Consider the following 17,869-nt stretch of genomic DNA (forward strand, 5'->3'; position numbering starts at 1 on the left):
CCCCAGCGTCACGGCCCGGTCAGGTGCAGGGCATCAGGCGTCCATGCCGGGGTGGCGGTAGACCATCGGCCCCGGCCCGCCCTCCTCGCCGTTCTTCTCGGGAAGCTGGGGCTGCGGCAGGGCGTAGAACTTGGGCTTGTCGGGGTCCAGCGTCTTCTCGAAGGGCAGGGTCATCGCCATGCCCGACCGGTTCCTCTCCGCCTCGCGCATCGCCTGCTGAAGCTGCTCGGCCAGCTTCTGGTCCCAGGCCAGCTTGTAGTAGCGCGGCTCCATCCCGCCCTCCAATTGGAGCCACAGGTAGATCCCCTGCCCCTCCTTGATCTGGGCGCCCAGGATGGTGGCCTGGGCGGTGGCGCTCTGCGCCCATTCCATGCGGACCGGCTTCGGCTTGCTCAGCAGGTCGGCCATGCCGGCGTAGGCGACGGGCATGAAGCCGATGGAGACGGCGACCGCCGACACCTTCACCCACAGCCGGCGCGGCGCCCAGATGGCGATGGTGGCGAGCGTGGCGGCCAGCGCGACCGCGGCGACCTGGAAGTCGAGCAGTTGGGTCATGATTTCCTCCCGCTGCGCAGGGGCTTGTAGAGGCTGTGGACGCTGTCGCCGACCAGATCGCCGGCCTCCGTCAGCTTGAAGCGGAAGACGGTCAGTTCCTGCCCCTCCCGGTCGAGCTGGACGGTGGTGGCGAGGAGCTGGCGGGCGTTGTCGCCGTCCGGCCGCTTGGCGCTGACCACCACGGTCACCGGCACCGGGAAGACCATCGCCTTGTTCCGGTAGAGATGCAGGTTCACCGCGTATTCGCCGGGCGGAATGCCGCGGCTGTAGCTGGCCTCGTAGTTCAGCTTCGTCGGGTCGGCGTTGCGACCGAGGTCGTCTCGCAGCAGGTTGAAGATCACCCCGGACTTGTTGGAATAGCCGACCGGCACGTCGCCCGGCGCCTCCACCCACAGGTCGACGTCGGCGTCCAGCTCGTCGGGCCAGCGGGCCTCCACCATCACGTTGCCGGGCGCTGCGACGCCCGCCGTGTCGGCCTGCTTGGCCTCCGGCCGGATGTGGGGAAGCAGCAGGATGACCACCGCCACGAAGCCGCAGAGCGCCAGCGTGATGACGTCGCGGAAGACGGTGCCGGCGTCGTCCTCCTCGAACTGGTCAAGGGCCTGCATGGCGTTCCCCCACGGCGACGATCTCGGTGATCAGGTTCACCGTGGCGCCGGACAGCAGGCCGATGTTGATGTTCAGCCAGATGTTCAGGACGCCGCCGACCAAAGTGGTGTAGAGCGCGACCGCCATGCCCTCGATCAGCTTCGACACCATCGGGCCGATGGCGGCGACGTCGCCGGCCTTCTGCGGGTCCACCCCCGACAGGGCCATGATGAAGCCGATGACCGTGCCGATCAGGCCGAGGATCACCAGGGTCGAGGAAATCTGCCGCACCGTGCCGATGCGCGCCGACAGCTTGAACTTGAGGGACGAGGCGGCGATCGACCGCGCCCCGGAATCCCGTCCGCGGACCTCCGCCAGATAGCGCGCGGCGCGCGACGGGACGGAGGGGTCGAATTCCTTGGCGCGGTTCAGTTCACGGCTGGTGCGCAGGATGCGCTGGGCCGACAGCCCCAGCCCGGCCAGAAAGACCAGGAAGATCAGCAGGCAGAGATGCGTGCTGTCGGTGGCGACGATCGGGTCGATCAGCCCTTCCGCCCAGGCGGCGGCGAGAAGGGCGAAGCCCGCGGCGTTGACGACCGCGAAGCGCAGGAGCAGCAGGTAACGTTGCGACACCAGCGACAGTCCGGCGGCCAGCTGGCCGCCGCGTCGGCGGCGCACGGTGGGCACGAGGGAATGAACGGGGACGTTCTGGGCGTCATCGGCCATGGCGTCCGAAACAGCGTCCGACATCGGGCAGCCCTCCATCCAGGGAGCAGGGAGCGTTCGGGTTGGCACTCCGCAACCGGCGTGCCAGCGGTTCGTCGTCGGTCCCACCCAATCCCGCAGCCCGCCGCTCCGGCCCGTTCATGTGCTTGGCCGGATGGGATAAATCGCCCCTGTGACAAACAGGCTACCCCGGAAGTCTGAACGGCAAGTCCACAGCCCCCATTGCTTTGGATCAACGGATTCCACGATTTCGGGCGATGCCTTGATTAAATTCTGACCAAAGCCCAGGACTCGACCTACCCACTGCTCATTGAATAAGCAAATTTATATTGCGGTGCAGCATGAAAATGCGGCTTCACCAAAGGCACCGAAAATTCCGCGCGAATACAGAAAACCCCTTTCCCGCCATTGCGGGAAAGGGGTTCGCGGACAAAATCGTTCGTATTCGATGAATCAAACGTCGCGATAGTGTTCCAGCTCGCGCCGCAAATCGGTAACCTCGCGCTGCAGCGCAACCACCCGGCCGACATCGGGAGCGGTGCGACGCTCTTCCTTTTCGAGTTCGTCTTCGACCTCGCGCTGCTCCTGCCGGATGATGTTGAACAAGGCTTTCCTCAACATCGCCACCTCCCGAGCTTATTTCTAAAATTTTAGCGCTTTCGGCCATCATCATCAAGGAATTCTTGGAAAGAGTCGAATCTTCATAGGGTGGCGACGCTCTCCACGACGGCTTGGCCGCGACAATTGGCGGAGCTAACCCGGGCGGCCTTGACAACCCTTTTGCGCGTCCCCATTGGTTAACGCTCACACCTTGGGCTCAACCTCAGGCCTGTTCGGGCCGGACGCCGCCTTTCCGATCGCGCTCAGGACTTTTGGTTTCGGCGGCCCCAACTCCTTGCGGAATCAGGGGCGAATGGAACGCAGACGTCTTCTCCAGCTGGCGCTGACCGTCCCCCTCGCCGGGGCCGGCGCCTTGCTGTTCCCGCAAGCCGCGGATGCCCAGACCAAGCCCCGCCCGGCTTCGCGTCCGCGCATGGTGGTGCTCGACCCCGGCCATGGCGGCATCGACCCGGGCGCCATCGGCGTGCGCGGCACCCGGGAAAAGGACATCACCCTGCACATCGCGCAGGAGGTCGGACGCCTGCTGTCCCGGCAGCACAAGCTGGGGGTGACGCTGACCCGCGACGGCGACCGCTTCCTGGCGCTGGGCGAGCGGGTGGACGCCGCGCGCGCGGCGCGGGCCGACCTGTTCGTGTCCATCCACGCCGACAGCGCGCCCAACCGCGAGGCGCGCGGCCTGTCCGCCTACACCCTGTCCGAGAAAAGCTCCGACTCCTTCGCCGCAGCACTGGCGCACAAGGAAAACGCCGTGGACCGGCTGGGCGGCGTCGACGTGAAGGACGCCAAGAAAGCCGTGAAGGAGATCCTGCTCGATCTGACGGCACGCCACACCAGGCACGCGGCGCTGGTGGCCCGGCACGCGATCGTGAAGGGGGCGGGGAAGGACATGCCGCTGCTCGACAACCCGATGCGCTCGGCCAACTTCGCGGTGCTCAAGGCGCCGGACGTCCCGTCCGTTCTGCTGGAGACCGGCTTCCTGTCAAATCCGAAGGATGAGGCGATCCTGCGCGACCCAAAGGCGCGGCAGAGGATCGCCCGCGTTCTCGCGCGCGAAATCGCCGGGCTGGTGACGCGCGCGCCCTTTGCCTAGCCCGGATTCCTTCGCGCTCGCAGCGAGTGAAACATTCGTGCATCACCCCGGGACAAAACCACGATGAAGCCGAACACCCCCAAGATTACCCATTGCCAACGCACCTGCGGCATGACTTTTTCCGCCCGCCCGTTCTTTCGGCGGGCCGGGGATCGGAGGCAGAGCGTGTCGGGGTTTGGCCGCCTTTGGGCGCTGGTCGGGATGGCCGCTGTGGCGGGCCTTGCGTCTGGCTGCGCGCCTGTCGTGCTGGGCGCCGCCGGTGGCACCGCCGTCGTCGCGGCCAGCGAGCACCGGGGCCTGTCCGGCTTCGCCTCGGACACCGAGATCAAGGCCCGCATCAACCATCTGTGGTTCCAGCACTCGCTGGAGATGCACAGCCGCATCGGCCTGACGGTCGACCAGGGCCGCGTGTTGCTGACCGGGCGCGCCACCGACGCGCAGATGCGCCTCGACGCCGTGCGCCTGTGCTGGCAGGTGGAGGGTGTCAAGGAGGTCATCAACGAGATCCAGGTGGACACCGACTCGGGCATCATGGACAGCGCCCGCGACACCTGGATCACCACGCAGCTGCGCACCAAGCTGACCTTCGATTCACAAATTCATAGCCAGAATTTCAGCATCGATACCGTCAACGGCGTCGTCTATCTCATGGGTCTGGCCACCCACCAGGGCGAGCTCGACCGTGTGATCGAGCACGCCCGCACGCTGCCGAACGTCCAGCGTGTCGTCAACTACGCCCGCGTCCTCTAGCGCACCAGGGTCTCCGCACCGCCATGGCCATCCTGCCCGCCCCCGCCCGCCGTCTTGCCGCCTCCGCCGCCATGAGCCTGTTCATGGCGCTGGCGGCGTTCACCGTGGCGGCGGGGGGCGCCGGCAATCCGGCGATGGCGCAGCAGTCGCCGCAGCCCGACCAGGGGCCGGCCAACCGCCTGTTCGTCCAGGCGATGCAGATGATCCGGCAGGCGGACAACACCTACGACATCGCCGAGGAGAGCCGCTTCCTGAAGGAGGCCGACCGGCTGCTCAACGAGATCGTCGTCAAGTATCCGGACAGCGCGCTGGCCGTCCAGCTCGTCACCAACCAGTTCGTCGGCGACTTCGACTTCTTCGAATTCCGCTCGCGCATCCGCTCGCTGGTGTGCAACGAGCCGATGACCTCGCTGTGCTTCCTGCACCGGGTGGCGGAGATGCTGCCCCCGGTGGAAACGCCGATCACCGCCGCCCGCTGGGACTGGCTGTCGCTGGCCGTCGCCTACAACACCATCGGCGACACCGCGCGGGCCAAGGAGATCATCGCCCCCTTCGTCAGCGCGGTGCGGCGCGGCGCGGCGTCCGACGGGGCCGGGCAGGATCTGTTCGTCGCCCGCGCGCTCGCCCTGATGGGGCAGAACCAGCTCGCGCTCGACATCACCCGGCAGATCCCGGAATGCTCGACCCGCATCTACAACCTCGCCGACATCGCCAAGGCGGCGGCGTGGCGCGGCGACACCGCGCTGGCCGGGCAGCTCGCCGAGGAGGCCAAGGCCTACGCCACCGCCCGCAACTGCAGCTGGGAGCTGGGTCTGGTCGCCCAGACGCTGCTGCGCGCCGGCAAGGAGGGGGCGGCCCGCACCCTCTTCCTGAACACGGTGGAGACGCAATTCTCCAAGTTCCGCGAGACCAAGACCGACTGTTGCCCGCCGGAGCTGGCGGTGGCCGCGGCGGAACTGGGCGACACCAATCTGGCGCTGGGCCTGCTGCGCACCGTGCAGGATGAGAATCCCTGGACGATCCCGGCGGTGCTGGGCCGCATCGCCCGCCGTTCCGACGCGTCGGTCGCGCTGTCCTACGCCGAGCAGGTGCAGGACCTCGACATCCGCGGCGAGGCCCTGGCCGAGCTGATCGAGGCGGCGCTGAAGCGCGGCGACCCGACCAGCGCCAACGAGCTGATGAAGCGGCTGACCCGTCTGGTGGACGACTCCGCCGGACGCCGCCCCGGCCTGCTCGCCCAGAAGGCCAAGGCGGAGAAGGTGATGTACGGCGACGACCGCTGGCGCAAGAGCTTCCAGGGGTCGCTGAACGCCGCGGACCGGGCGAGCAACTTCGTCCGCCGCGACATCGGCGCGCCGCTGCTCGCCGCCCTGGTGCGGATCGAGACCGGCCTGCCGATGCTCGACTGAGACCGGCTTGCGACCCGTCAGGGCCGCGTTGCCAGCACCACCAGCCCGGCCACCGGCGCACCGCTCTCGTGGCGCAGGGTTTCCGGGGCGAGGCTTAGGACGGTCAGCCCCGCGGCGCCCAGTCCGTCCCGCACATGGCTCTCGGTATGGGCGTAGCGGCCGTGCGGGCTGACCCGCCAGGGCGCCCCGCCCTCCTCCAGCCGCTCCACCGTGAAGGCCAGACGCCCACCGGGACGCAGCGCCGTGGCGGCCTGTGCCAGCACTCCGTCCAGCGCGCCGAAGTAGCACAGCACGTCGGCGGCCACGATCAGATCGAAGGCCGCCGGGCGCTCCACCAGGAAGGCGCCGAGTTCCGCCTCCTCCAGCGCGTCGTACAGGCCGCGCGCGGCAGCGCGCTCCAGCATGCCCGGCGACAGGTCCACCCCGACGAGACGCCGCGCCGCGCCGCGCAGGAAGGGAGCGCACAGGCCGGTGCCGCAACCGGCGTCCAGCACGTCCAGCGTCCCGTCCGCGGCGCCCCCCGCCTCGGCCAGCGCCTCCGCGAGCAGCGTCGGCGCGCGGTAGCCCAGCTCGCCGAGAAGCTTGTCGTCGAACTCCCCGGCGAACAGGTCGAACACCTGCCGGACGTAGGCGTCGGACGCCCGCTCCCCGGCCTCCAGGCCGGCGATGGCGGCGCCGATGTGACGGGCCACCGGATGGCCGGGATGGTCGCGCAGCCACAGCCGGGCGAACCACGCCGCCTCCTCGTGCCGTCCCTCCTCGTGAAGCAGGTAGAGGGCGCCGGACAGGTTGTCGTGCGCCTCGTCCCAATCGGGCCGAACCGCCAGGGCACGGCGGTAGGCGATGGCGGACTCGGTCAGCCGGTCGCCGTCGCGCAGCAGGTTGGCGAGGTTGTTGAAGGCTTCCGCATAGGCCGGCTCCTCGGCCAGCGCCCGGCGGAAATGCCGCTCCGCCGGCGCCGCGTCGCCCGCCGCCTTCAGAGCCGAGGCCAGATTGTAGTGGACCAGGGGATGGTCGAGACCGCAGGCCAGCGCCTCGCGGTAGGCCGCCACCGCCTCCTCCGCGCGGCCCAGGGCGCGCAGCACGTTGCCCAGGTTGTTGTGCGCCTCCGCGAAGCGGGGGTTCAGCGCCAGCGTGCGGCGGTAGGCGGCTTCCGCCTCCGCGGCCAGCCCGTCCGAGGCCAGGGCGTTGGCCTCCGCATAGAGGCGCATGGCCTGAGCGGCCAGCCCGCCGAGCCTCCCCGCGCCACGGGCGAGCAGGCCCGGACGCGGCGGCGGGGGACGGGGCGGATCGCTCGGCTCGGACACGGAACGGCTCCTGAATTGGGGGCATGGGCTAACAGCATCTTTACCGGGAACCGGCGAACATGGCACTCCCTTCCAGCAAAGGACCGGCGGCAACAGACCGGCGGAAGGCCCCGCGCTCCGGGGCCGCATCGGGCAGACGGAAAAGGCGAACCCCATGAACCAGCCCACCGACCCGGCGTCGCCGACGCCGCCCGATGAGGTCGCCACCCGGCTCGGCCATGCCGTCGCCCATCATCGCGCGGGCCGCCTGACCGACGCCGAACGGGACTACCGCGCCGTCCTGGGGGCCGACCCGCACCACCCCGACGCCCTGCACCTGCTGGGCGTGCTGGCGCTCCAGGCCGGGCATCCCGGCCCCGCCGTGGAGTTGATCGAGGAAGCCATCCGGCAGGCGGGCGGCGTCGCCGATTACCACGACAATCTGGGAAGCGCGCTCGCCGCTCTGGGCCGTCACGCCGATGCGGCGGGGGCGCACCGCGTGGCCGCCGCGCTGAGCCCGCTATCGGCCCGGCCGCGCCACAATCTCGGCAACGCCTTCCAGGCCCAGGCGCTGCCGGGACTCGCTGCGCTCGCCTTCACCACGGCGGTGGAGCTTGAACCGGGCTACGCCAAGGCTTGGTACAATCTCGGCCACGCGCTGCGCGCCCAGAACCGCCTCGATGACGCCTTGCGGGCCTTCGCCCGCGCCACGGTGCTGGTCCCCACGATGGTCGAGGCCCACGCCAATCTCAGCGACGCGCTGAGCGCCGCCGGGCGGCTGGACGAGGCGCTGGCCGAGGCCCGCGCTGCGCTGCGGCTGCGGCCCGACGATCCGAAGGCCCACCACAATCTCGGTGGCATCCTGCAGCGCAAGGGCGCCTATGAGAGCGCGGAGATCGCCTACCGCGAAGCGCTGAAGCGCGCGCCGGACAATCCGATGACGCTGAACGGTCTGGGCGGCGTTCTCCTGAAGCTGGGGCGCCCCGCCCAGGCCGAGCAGTGCTTCCGCAGCGTGCTGGGCCGGAACCCTCACGCCGTCGAGGCCATCCACAACCTCGGCGACGCGCTGCGGGCGCAGGGGCAGTTCACGAAGGCGGAGGCCTGCTACGAGGAGGCGCTGGCCCACGACCCGGACCTTGCCAGCGCCAGCGACAACCTCGCGGTCATCGCCCTTCTGCATGGACGGCTGGAACGCGGCTGGGAAGGCTATGAGCGGCGTTTCGCCGCCGGCCGGGTCCAGCCGGACCGGCGGATCGCCGCGCCGCGCTGGCGGGGCGAAGGGCTGCGCCGGCGGCGCCTGCTGGTCTGGCGGGAACAGGGGATCGGGGACGAGATCCTGTTCGCGTCCTGCTATGGCGACGTGATCGCCTGGGGCGGCGGACCGGTGACCATCGAGACCGATCCGCGGCTGGTCAGCCTGTTCGCCCGCTCCTTCCCGCGCGCGACGGTGCGGGCCGAGACTCGGGACGCCGAAGGGCGGGAAACGGTGGTTCCCCCGGATGCCGATCTCCAGGTGCCGGCGGGAAGCCTGCCCGGCCTGCTGCGGGGAGCGCTGGACTCCTTCGACCAGTTCGCCCCCTGGCTGAAGCCCGATCCGGCCCGCACCGCCCAATGGCGGGAGCGGCTGGACAGGCTGGGGCCGGGGCTGAAGATCGGTGTCGCATGGCGCAGCCATCTGGCGAGTGCCGAGCACAAGGGCGCCTACACCACGCTCGATCAGTGGGGGCCGCTGCTCGCCCTCCCCGGGGTGGTTCTCGTCAATCTTCAGTATGGCGACTGCGCTGCGGAGATCGCCGCGGCGGAGGAGCGGTTCGGCGTGACCATCCACCGCTGGGACGATCTCGACCTGAAGGATGATGTCGAGGGGGCGGCGGCGCTCACCGCCAATCTGGATCTCGTCATCGCCCCGGCGACGGCGGCCGGCGAACTGGCCGGCGCCGTCGGCGTGCCGGTCTGGCGCTTCGGGCACCGCGACTGGACCCAGCTCGGCACCGGCGTCCGCCCCTGGTTCCCATCCATGCGCCTCTTCCAGCCGCGCCCCGGCGAAACCTTCGACGACGTGCTGGCGGGCATGGCGCGCCGCCTTGCCGCGATGCGGCCCGCTGCGGCCCCCGAACGCGCAGCCGCCCCGCCCCAACCACCGCCACTGCCTGCCGATCCGGACGCGTTGCTGAACGACGCCATCGCCCTGCACCGGGCGGGGCGGCTGGACGACGCCATGGCCACCTACCGCACGGTCCTCGATCTGTCGCCGACGCACGGCGACGCCCTTCACCTTCTCGGCCTGATCCAGCATCAGACGGGCCGGAACGCGGAAGCGGAGCACCACATCGCGGCGGCGTTGCGGACCGATCCGGACTTCCCCACGGCCTGGAACCATCTCGGCCTCGTCCGGCAGGCCCTGGACCGTCCGGACCAAGCCCTCGCCTGCTTCCGCCAAGCCATCGCCCTGCGTCCGGACTTTCCCGAGGCGATGACCCATATGGGGCTGAGCATGAACCGGCCGGACCAGCGGGCTGCGGCCAAGCGCTGGCACCGCCGGTCCATCCGTCTCGCTCCGGCCAACCCGGCCGCCCACACCAACCTGGGCTACGTCTGCGAGGTCGAAGGACAGCTCGAAGCCGCCGCGCGCCATTACCGGCGCGCGCTGACCTTGCGGCCGGACTCCGCCGACACCCTGAACAACCTGGGCACCCTTGCCAAGATGGCCGACCGGACGGCCCTCAGCCGGCGTTTTCTCGACCGCGCCCTGCGGGTGGCCCCCGGGTTGGCGCTCGCCGCCTGGAACGTCGGGCTGCTGGCTTTGGCCGACGGCGACCTCGCCACCGGCTGGGCCGGTTACGGCCGCCGGTTCTCCGCCCGCCAGCTTCAGCGGGCGCGCCGCATCCCGCTGCCCGTTTGGACCGGCGACCCCTTGCGCGGGCGTCGCCTGCTGGTCTGGCCGGAGCAAGGGCTGGGCGACGAAATCCTGTTCGCCTCCGTCTTCGGCGACCTCGAGGACAGCGGCGGGACCGTGGTTCTGGAGTGCGACCCGCGGCTGGCGCCCCTCTACGCCCGCGCCTTTCCCTGGGCCGTCGTCCGGGCGGAATCCGTCACCGCCGACGGACGGGAGCGCTTCGACCCGCCGGATTGCGACCTGCAGATCGCCGCCGGCTCCCTGCCCGCCCTGTGGCGCGACCGGCTGGAGCGCTTCCCGGTGCGCCCGTCCTTCCTGACACCCGACCCGGCGCGGGCCGCCTTCTGGCGTGAACGGGTGGACGCGCTTGGCCCCGGTCTGAAGGTGGGCATCAGTTGGCGCAGCCAGATCGTCACGGCCCATCGCGAAGGCGCCTACACCCGCATCACCGACTGGCTGCCGCTGCTGGAGATGCCGGACGTCCGCGTCATCAACCTTCAATATGGAGACTGCGCCGCCGAACTGGCCTCGGTCGAGCCGGACGGCGTGCCGCGCGTCCATCGCTGGGACGATCTGGACCTGAAGAACGACCTGGAGGGGGTGGCGGCGCTGATGGCGGCGCTGGACCTCGTCATCCTGCCCGCCACAGCCGCCGGCGAACTGGCGGGTGCCCTGGGGGTGCCGGTCTGGCGGCTGGGCAGCTGGGACTGGACATGGTTGGGCAGCGGCGCGCGGCCTTGGTTCCCCACCCAAAGGCTGATCGCCCCATACCCCGGCGAGACCTCCGCCGACATGGTCCATCGGATCGCCCGAATGCTGACCCGGATGGCTGAGCCCCCTTTCCCCAACGAGGTATGACGACGCAAGGACGTTCAACCTTTTGGTATAGTCCCGCAACGAACGGAAAAAGGCAGGCATATGCGGCGAATTGTCCTACCCTCCATCGTAAGGGGCGGTCACTCCCCGTCTTTGGAGTACTAGGACAAAAGTTTGGGGTTGTTTGGCGGCACGGATGAGTGAACACTATGGTTTCCGGCCTGCCGGACTTGGCAGGAGCCGGTTCGATCTGACGGAGAGCAGCCCATGCACACTGATGCTCGCCTATCTTCCCTGCAGGAAAAGCACCTGCGTCTCGACCGCGCCATCCTCGACGAGGAGAAGCGTTCGTGGCCTGACGATAGTGCCATCAAGCGGATGAAGCTTGAGAAGCTCCACCTCAAGGAAGAAATTGACCGTTTGGCCAGAACCAGTCACAGGGTGAATTAACACCCTTCCGGATCGATCCGATTCGTAAAGTCGGGGGCGACGGACGGTTCGCTCCCGGCTTTCCTTTATCCGCCCGGCGTGGTGACCGGCCCAGTGGTGACCGGCGCAGACACTGGTGTGCCAGCGGGATGGAGCTTGGCCAACCGGCGCGCGATCGTCGGCAAGGCGCCGGAGGCCGATTCTCCCGGTGGCGCGGAAGTCAGCGTCATGGTCGGGAACCATGGCCGCACCCCCGTACCAAGCGCCGTCCAATCCCCCCGTGGCCCGAACCGCCAGACCGGCACGCCCAGCGCCCCCGCCAGTTCCCCCACCGAACTCGCCGGGGTGATGACGAGGTCGAGGGTCGTCATGAGAGCCGCCACGCCGTCCAGATCGTTCTTCAGGTCCAGATCGTCCCAACGGTGGATGGTCACGCCGAAGTGGCGCTCCGCCTCGGCGATCTCGGTTGCGCAGTCGCCGTACTGGAGGGTGACGAACACCACCCCCGGCAGCGCGAAGACCGGTCCCCAGGCGTCGAGCGGCGCGTAGACCCCGCGGCGCTCCGCCGTCATCAGCCCGCTGCGCCAGGCGATTCCCACCCTCAGACCGGGGCCCAAGGCGGCCATCCGCTCCCGCCAGAACGCGGTCCGTTGCGGGTCGGCGGTCAGGAAGGCGGGGCGCGATGGAAAGCGGTCCAGCCGGGGCCGAAACCAGCGTGGCAGTGATCCCATGGCGACGTGGCGGTCGATGCCGGCGCAGGGCGCCTCCGGGTCCGCCGGAGCCGGGCGCCATTGCGCGCGGGGAAAGGACCGCGCGAACAGAGGCACCAGCCGATGGTCGCACTCCACAACCACGGACGCGGCCCGCGCGATCAGCTCGTCCAGGCAACCGGCGAACAGGATCTCGTCGCCGATCCCCTGCTCGGCCCAGACCAGCAGGCGCAAGCCGGCGGGATCCTCCCCCACCCAGGCAGGGACGGGGACGGCCCGGGCGCCGCCGGACAATTCACGGGCACGGAAACGGGCGTCATAGCCGGCCCAACCCGCTTCCAAACGGCCACGGGCCAGATCCAGCAAGCCGAGGTTGAACGCCGCCGCGGGGTGCTCCGGTTCCACCGCCAGGGTTCGGCGGCACCAACGCTCCGCCGCCGCAGCTTCGCCGCGGTCGCGCAGCAACCGCCCCAGATTGGCCAGCCCATCCGCCTGCGCCGGGGCCAGGGACAACGCGCGGACCAGCGCCCACCGGGCCTCGTCCAGTTGTCCCGCCCGGCGCAGCGCCACCCCCAGATTAAGCCAGCCGTCCTCGCGGTCCGGGGCCAGGCGCAGGGCGTGGCGATGGCGCTGCCCGGCCGCCTCCAGCGCACCGAGACGGGTCAGCACAGCGCCCCAGTTGTCGTGCGCCTCCGCCAGTCCCGGCTCGGCCAGGGTCGCCCGGCGGTGGGACTCGGCGGCGGAGGGCAGATCGTACGCCGCCTCCAGCGCGTTGCCGAGGTTGGTCAAAGCCGCCGCGGCGGCGGGTTGCAGGGCGAGCGCCAGCCGGAACCGGCGCACCGCCTCCGGCGCACGGCCGAGGGCCAGCAGCACGCTTCCCAGGCTCGAATGGGCGGCGCCGTACGCGGGCAGGACCTCCAAGGCACGGGCAATGCGCGCCGCCCCGCCGACGGAATCACCGGACTGGTGCGCCAGCAATCCCGACAGGTGGAGCGCGACCGGGTGGTCCGCCCGCGCCGTCAGCACGCGCTCGTACAGCGGCGCCGCCTCGGCCAGCCGACCGTCCCGGTGATGGGCGGCGGCGGTCTCCAACAGCGTGTCCGGATCGACCGGAAGACCGCCGGACGGTGGTTCGTCGCTTCCGGGCATGAGCCGGCACAGGGCGAGGGCCATCCGCCCCATGACCGCATCCAGCCCTTCACCGGGCCGCGGCTGGAACAGGCGCATCGACGGGAACCAGGGGCGGACGCCGGTGCCGAGCTGCGTCCAGTCGCGGTGCCCGAAGCGCCAGACCGGCACGCCCAGGGCGCCGGCCAGTTCGCCGGTCGACACGGCGGGCGTGAGGACGAGATCCAGGTTGGCGGTCAGCGCCGCCGCCCCCTCGACATCATCCCTCAGGTCCAGCTCGTTCCAATGGTGGATGGTCACGCCGAACCGCGCCTGCGCCGCGGCGATCTCCGCAGCGCAGTCGCCGTATTGCAGATTGACGAAGACCACTCCCGAGAGCGCGAACAGCGGCGCGAAGGCGTCCAGCGTGACGTAGGCGGCCCGGCGTTCCCCATCCATGATCTGGCTGCGCCACGCGATGCCGACCCTCAGCCCCGGCCCCAAGGCGGCCAGCCGGTCCCGCCAGCGCTCCAGCCGCCCCGGTTCCGGGACCAGCCAGGGCCGGGCCGGAAACCGTTTCACGTCGGACCGCAGCAACCGCGGCAGGGACGCGGCAGCGACCTGGACCTCGACGTCGCGCGGCTCCACGGTCGGCGGGCGGACCGTCGCGCCGGGGAACGAGCGCGCGAAGAGCGACACGAGACGGCGGTCGCATTCGATCACCACATGACCGGCGCGGCGCATCAGGTCGGGATAACAGGAGGCGAAGAGGATTTCGTCCCCGACGCCCTGCTCCCGCCAGACCAGCAGACGGGCGGCGGCGATGTTCTCACCCCGCCAGGGTTTTACGGCGAAGCGGCGCTTCTGGTCGTGGAACTGAGGGGTGTCGAACCGCCATTCATGCTCCGCCCACCCGGAGCGAAGCTCTCCCCGCTCCAGCAGAAGAAGCGACAGGTTGTAGTGGGCGGTGGCCAGCGCCGGGTTGATCCGGATGGCTTGGCGATAGGCGGCGACGGCCTCGGCCGGGCGCTGCCGCCGCGCCCAATGCATGGCGAAATTCGCCTGGGCCTCCGCCATCTCTGGCGCGCGGTCGACGGCCCGGCTGTGGCAGGAGAACGCCTCGTCGATGCGCCCGAGCCGGTCGAGCGCGCTGCCCCGATGGGTCCAGGCCGCGGCGGAATCCGGCGCAACCGCCGTGGCGCGGCGCAGCAGCCGCTCCGCCTCCGCGGGCCGGTCGGCGGTCGTGTGGAATGCGCCGAGATTCACCAGCGCGTCCAGCTCCGACGGCGCCAGCGCGACCGCCCGCCGGTGGCTCCGCTCCGCTCCCGCGGGATCCCCGCGCTCGGCAAGCAGATGCCCCAGATGGACGTGCGCCATGCCCAGCGACGGGCGCGCGTGCAGGGCCCGCCGCGCGCAGGCTTCCGCCTCTCCGCCCTCGCCCCACCGCCGCAGGAGGGCGGTTCGGTTGAGCCAATGCTCCGCCCCGTCCGGACAGAGCAGGACGGCGTTGCGTTGCGCCGCCAGCGCCGCGCCGTGCCGGCCCGTCGCCTGGCAGGCGTCGGCCAGGGCGGCATGCGCGGCGGCGTTGCCGGGATCGGCCTTGACCGCCAGGGCCAGAGTCGCCGCGGCGTCTCCGGCGTCGCCTTGGCGAAGCCGCAGGATCCCCAGGAGATGGAGGGCCACCGGATGCTCGGAAACAGCCGCCAGCACCGTCCGGCAATGCTCCTCCGCCTCCGACAGAGCGCCGGCGCGGTAGCGGGCGATGGCCTCGGCGATCAGAGGCGCGACATCTATGGGTGCCGTGGGTGCCGCCGACGGATGGCTCGGCACGGCCTCGGCCGGCCGCGCCAGATCGCGAAGGGTTTGGGCAACGCGCGCCATGACGCCGTCGAGCGTCTCGCCGGGGCGGGGCTGGAACAGGCGCATCGTCGGGTACCAGGGACGGACTGCGGTGCCGAGCTGCGTCCAGTCGCGGGCACCGATGCGCCACGCCGGCACGCCGACGGCCCCGGCCAATTCACCGGTGGAGACGGCGGGCGCGATGACCAGATCGAGCGAAGCGGTCAAAGCGGCCGCGTTTTCGAAATCGTCCTTGAGGTTCAGGTCGGCCCAGCGGTGGATGGGCACGCCGAACCGCGCTTCCGTCGCGGCGATCTCTGCCGCGCAATCGCCGTACTGAAGATTGATCAGCACAACCCCGGAGACGGCGAACAGCGGCGCGAAGGCATCCAGAGTGATGTAGGCGGCCCGTCGTTCGGTCGTCATCAACTGGCTGCGCCAGGCGATGCCGATCTTCAGGCCAGGCCCGAGGGCGGCCAGCCGCTCCCGCCATGTGGCGAGGCGTACCGGGTCGGGCATCAGCCAGGGACGGGCTGGAAAGCTCGCCAAATCCGGACGCAGACGGCGCGGAAGGGCCCCCGCGGCGATCTGGGCGTCGCAATCCGCCGGGACCAGCGTTTCCATTCCATCGGCCGCCGTGGTTTCCGCCCGGACCGTCGCCCAGGGAAAGGAGCGGCTGAACAGGCTGACCAGCCGGCGGTCGCACTCCAGGATGACCTGACCGATCCGGCCCGCCGCCACCCGATCCTCCAGGGCGGGATAGCAGGAGGCGAACATCAGCTCGTCCCCCACCCCCTGCTCCCGCCAGACCAGAAGGCGTGGAACGACCGCTCCGTCATCCCGCCAGAGCGGCGCCGTGATCGTCCGCTCCGGATACTCCTTGGCCTTGAAACGGTCCTGATAGGCGTCCCAGCCTTCCCGCAGGTTGCCGGTCGCGAGACTGACCAGGGCGAAGTTCAGCCGCGCCGCGGCCAGGGCCGGATCGATGCGCAGGGCGCGGCGCAGGGTTCGCTCCGCCTCCGCCACCCGCATCGATTGCCATTGCAACATACCGAGGTTGGCATAGGCCTCCGCCTGCCCCGCGTCGATGGACAGCGCACGCCGATGCATGGCCTCCGCCTCCCCGTTCCGACGCAGCACATTCAGGGCAAGGCCGAGGGTGGTCAGCGCGATGGCGCTCTGCGGCGCCAGACGCACCGCATGCCGGTGCAGGCGCAGCGCAGCCTGCCAGTCGTCCCAATCCTTCAGGACGTTGCCGAGGTTGGTGTAGCTGTCGGAATAGTCCGGTTGGACGATCAGCGCTCGCCGGTAAAGCGCCGCGGCGGCATCGGTCCGGCGGGCGGCCCGGTGAGAATTTCCAAGGTTGTTCAACGCCTTGCCGTAGTCTGGCCGGATCGTCAGGGCACGCTGGAAAACGCGCGCCGCCTCCTCCGGCCGGTCCATGCCGTCAAGACCGGTGCCCAGGTTGTTGAAGGCCACCGCATCGGCGGCCCGCAACGCGATGCAGGTCCGCAGCGCCGCCACGGCGGCGGCATACTCACCCAGATCGAGCAGCGCCACACCCAGATTGTTCCACGCCCCCGCCAACAGCGGGTCCTGGAACAGCGCGTCGCGATAGCGGGAAACCGCTTCCGCCAGCCGCCCATCCCCCTGAAGCGCACTGCCCAAATGGAAGAGCAGGAGCGCGTCCCTGCCGGTGTCGGCATCCACCGCCGGAGCCAAAATCTCCGCGGCCTCGGCGAAGGCGCCACGCTCGTTCAGGAGCGTCCCCAAATCGCGTGCCACCTCGCGGTCCGCCGGGTCATCGGACAAGGCGCGGCGCAGGCACAGCTCCGCATCGGGATGACCCAGGGCGCGCAGCACGAGCGCCAGGTTGCGCCATGCCTGCGCATGGTCCGGCTGGGTCTGGACGACTCGGTAAAAGGCCATGGCCGCCTCGTCGAGACGGCCATGGCGCCGATACAGAACCGCCAGATCGAAGCGGGTCGCCGTGCGTCCGGGATCGGCGCGCAGCGCCTCCTCATAAGACAGGATGGCGTCGCCGATCCGCTCCTGCGCCTGCAGAAGGAGACCGAGATTGCCCAACGCCTCGGCATAACCGTCCTGAAGCGCGATGGCGCGGCGGTAGGCGCGGACCGCCGCCTCCGGATCGCTTCGGTCGGCGAGGAGATTGCCCAGGCTGTTGTAGGCCGGGGCGAAGGCCGGGTCCGCCGCCAGGACCACCCGGAAGCACGCCGCCGCACGCTCGGCCTGACCGGCCTGATAGGCGGCGATGCCCGACAGGTGACGGGCATCGGCGTGGGTTGGATCGGCGGACAGGATGTGACGGTAGAGTTGGCGCGCTTCGTCCAGGTCACCCGCCCGGTGCCGGGCGATGGCGTCGGTCAAAAGCGCGTCGACCCCGTGGCCGTCCCGACCCTCAACGGCCCTGTCGATCACGGCGCCGGATCGGTCGCCGGGCTTTCCGCCCCATCGGAGGCGCTGGACGAGCCCTCGGAGCCACCCTTGAACATCTTCCGGCAGATTTTCAGCGCACGGTAATAATTGCGCGCTTCGACCAGCCGTTCGATCTCCTCAAGGTCATCACGGCAATCCGGCCGGGCATCGCGCGTCTCGGCGAGGATCGCAGCGAAACGTTGCAGATTGAGAACCGCGTCTTCCGGGAAGATGTAGATGAGCTGAATGACGAAGTAGAGCTTCTTCTCGATACAATCGATCTGCTCTTCCTTCAACACCTCGCGCCCGCGAAGGAAGTTGGCGGTGTTGTAAAGAAAGAAAGAGCCGGGACGGTCACCGGCCCCGATGACCGCACCGTTAATGATGACCTTTTCATTGGGGCGGAGAACGAACTTCAAAGGCATGAAACGGACCCGGTCCTTGTCTCGGCAGCGCGCGGAAGCGGAAAGCCGCATCCGGGAGCGCCGCACCAAATGGAACGGGCGGCGGCTTGCGCCGCCGCCCGCCGGGCGTGATCCTACCCGAAGTCTCAGGCTTAGAACAGACGCAGGATCGACTGCTGCGACTGGTTGGCCAGCGAGAGGGCGATG

12 protein-coding genes are annotated in these 17,869 nt (G+C 70.0%); 5 read left to right on the forward strand and 7 right to left on the reverse strand.

Annotated features, from left to right (window positions below; genetic code table 11):
- Positions 1 to 33 precede the first annotated feature (33 nt).
- From DXK32_RS24750 to DXK32_RS32355, 4 genes are all read right to left on the reverse strand, one after another.
- Complete coding sequence (locus tag DXK32_RS24750) at positions 34 to 555, reverse strand: hypothetical protein (protein ID WP_114860931.1); 522 nt, start codon at positions 553 to 555, stop codon at positions 34 to 36.
- Positions 552 to 1,163: a hypothetical protein gene (locus tag DXK32_RS24755; protein WP_114860932.1), complete on the reverse strand. Its 612-nt coding sequence runs from the start codon at positions 1,161 to 1,163 to the stop codon at positions 552 to 554. The genes DXK32_RS24750 and DXK32_RS24755 overlap by 4 nt, the downstream gene beginning before the upstream one ends.
- The gene (locus DXK32_RS24760; protein WP_114860933.1) at positions 1,150 to 1,893 is read right to left on the reverse strand and encodes a MotA/TolQ/ExbB proton channel family protein; all 744 of its coding nucleotides are present in this window, start codon (positions 1,891 to 1,893) and stop codon (positions 1,150 to 1,152) included. Before DXK32_RS24760 ends, DXK32_RS24755 begins: the two co-directional genes overlap by 14 nt.
- A 429-nt stretch (positions 1,894 to 2,322) precedes the next feature.
- Positions 2,323 to 2,475 (reverse strand): hypothetical protein, encoded by a 153-nt coding sequence (locus tag DXK32_RS32355; protein ID WP_158282581.1) that lies wholly within the window; start codon positions 2,473 to 2,475, stop codon positions 2,323 to 2,325.
- A gap of 307 nt (positions 2,476 to 2,782) precedes the next feature.
- Here DXK32_RS32355 and DXK32_RS24765 point away from each other — a divergent pair, with 307 nt between their 5' ends.
- The 3 genes from DXK32_RS24765 to DXK32_RS24775 all read left to right on the forward strand — a co-directional run bounded on the left by DXK32_RS24765 (position 2,783) and on the right by DXK32_RS24775 (position 5,739).
- Positions 2,783 to 3,580: an N-acetylmuramoyl-L-alanine amidase family protein gene (locus tag DXK32_RS24765; RefSeq protein ID WP_114860934.1), complete on the forward strand. Its 798-nt coding sequence runs from the start codon at positions 2,783 to 2,785 to the stop codon at positions 3,578 to 3,580.
- A gap of 165 nt (positions 3,581 to 3,745) precedes the next feature.
- Complete coding sequence (locus DXK32_RS24770) at positions 3,746 to 4,330, forward strand: BON domain-containing protein (RefSeq protein WP_035679005.1); 585 nt, start codon at positions 3,746 to 3,748, stop codon at positions 4,328 to 4,330.
- Between the two features lie 23 nt (positions 4,331 to 4,353).
- Positions 4,354 to 5,739 carry a hypothetical protein gene (locus DXK32_RS24775; protein WP_114860935.1) on the forward strand — a complete coding sequence of 462 codons (1,386 nt, stop codon included), beginning with the start codon at positions 4,354 to 4,356 and terminating at the stop codon, positions 5,737 to 5,739.
- Between the two features lie 17 nt (positions 5,740 to 5,756).
- Here the strand turns inward: DXK32_RS24775 and DXK32_RS24780 are convergent, their stop codons facing one another.
- A complete protein-coding gene (locus DXK32_RS24780) occupies positions 5,757 to 7,046 on the reverse strand; it encodes a tetratricopeptide repeat protein (RefSeq protein ID WP_114860936.1) in 1,290 nt (429 codons plus the stop codon).
- A gap of 154 nt (positions 7,047 to 7,200) precedes the next feature.
- On the opposite strand from DXK32_RS24780, the gene DXK32_RS24785 reads away from it, so the two are divergent.
- Both DXK32_RS24785 and DXK32_RS24790 read left to right on the forward strand, forming a co-directional pair.
- Positions 7,201 to 10,779, forward strand: a complete 3,579-nt coding sequence (locus DXK32_RS24785; protein ID WP_114860937.1) for a tetratricopeptide repeat protein — start codon at positions 7,201 to 7,203, stop codon at positions 10,777 to 10,779.
- A gap of 225 nt (positions 10,780 to 11,004) precedes the next feature.
- The gene (locus tag DXK32_RS24790; protein WP_040134215.1) at positions 11,005 to 11,187 is read left to right on the forward strand and encodes a YdcH family protein; all 183 of its coding nucleotides are present in this window, start codon (positions 11,005 to 11,007) and stop codon (positions 11,185 to 11,187) included.
- Between the two features lie 65 nt (positions 11,188 to 11,252).
- On the opposite strand, the gene DXK32_RS24795 is transcribed toward DXK32_RS24790, so the two are convergent.
- Both DXK32_RS24795 and DXK32_RS24805 read right to left on the reverse strand, forming a co-directional pair.
- On the reverse strand, positions 11,253 to 17,261 hold the full coding sequence (locus tag DXK32_RS24795) for a tetratricopeptide repeat protein (protein ID WP_247877326.1): 6,009 nt from the start codon (positions 17,259 to 17,261) through the stop codon (positions 11,253 to 11,255).
- Positions 17,258 to 17,869: flagellar biosynthesis repressor FlbT (locus DXK32_RS24805; protein WP_247877327.1), on the reverse strand; the 612-nt coding region annotated here is incomplete at its 5' end. The genes DXK32_RS24795 and DXK32_RS24805, both read right to left, overlap by 4 nt.

This window comes from Azospirillum brasilense (assembly GCF_003349955.1).
In the GTDB taxonomy this organism is placed as follows: domain Bacteria; phylum Pseudomonadota; class Alphaproteobacteria; order Azospirillales; family Azospirillaceae; genus Azospirillum; species Azospirillum brasilense_B.

Bases quoted from the DNA above. Each gene is read 5' to 3' on its own strand.
- DXK32_RS24790 (WP_040134215.1), top strand. From the start codon at position 11,005: ATGCACACTGATGCTCGCCTATCTTCCCTGCAGGAAAAGCACCTGCGT.
- DXK32_RS24765 (WP_114860934.1), top strand. From the start codon at position 2,783: ATGGAACGCAGACGTCTTCTCCAGCTGGCGCTGACCGTCCCCCTCGCC.
- DXK32_RS24750 (WP_114860931.1), bottom strand. From the start codon at position 555: ATGACCCAACTGCTCGACTTCCAGGTCGCCGCGGTCGCGCTGGCCGCC.
- DXK32_RS24775 (WP_114860935.1), top strand. From the start codon at position 4,354: ATGGCCATCCTGCCCGCCCCCGCCCGCCGTCTTGCCGCCTCCGCCGCC.
- DXK32_RS24755 (WP_114860932.1), bottom strand. From the start codon at position 1,163: ATGCAGGCCCTTGACCAGTTCGAGGAGGACGACGCCGGCACCGTCTTC.
- DXK32_RS24785 (WP_114860937.1), top strand. From the start codon at position 7,201: ATGAACCAGCCCACCGACCCGGCGTCGCCGACGCCGCCCGATGAGGTC.
- DXK32_RS24760 (WP_114860933.1), bottom strand. From the start codon at position 1,893: ATGTCGGACGCTGTTTCGGACGCCATGGCCGATGACGCCCAGAACGTC.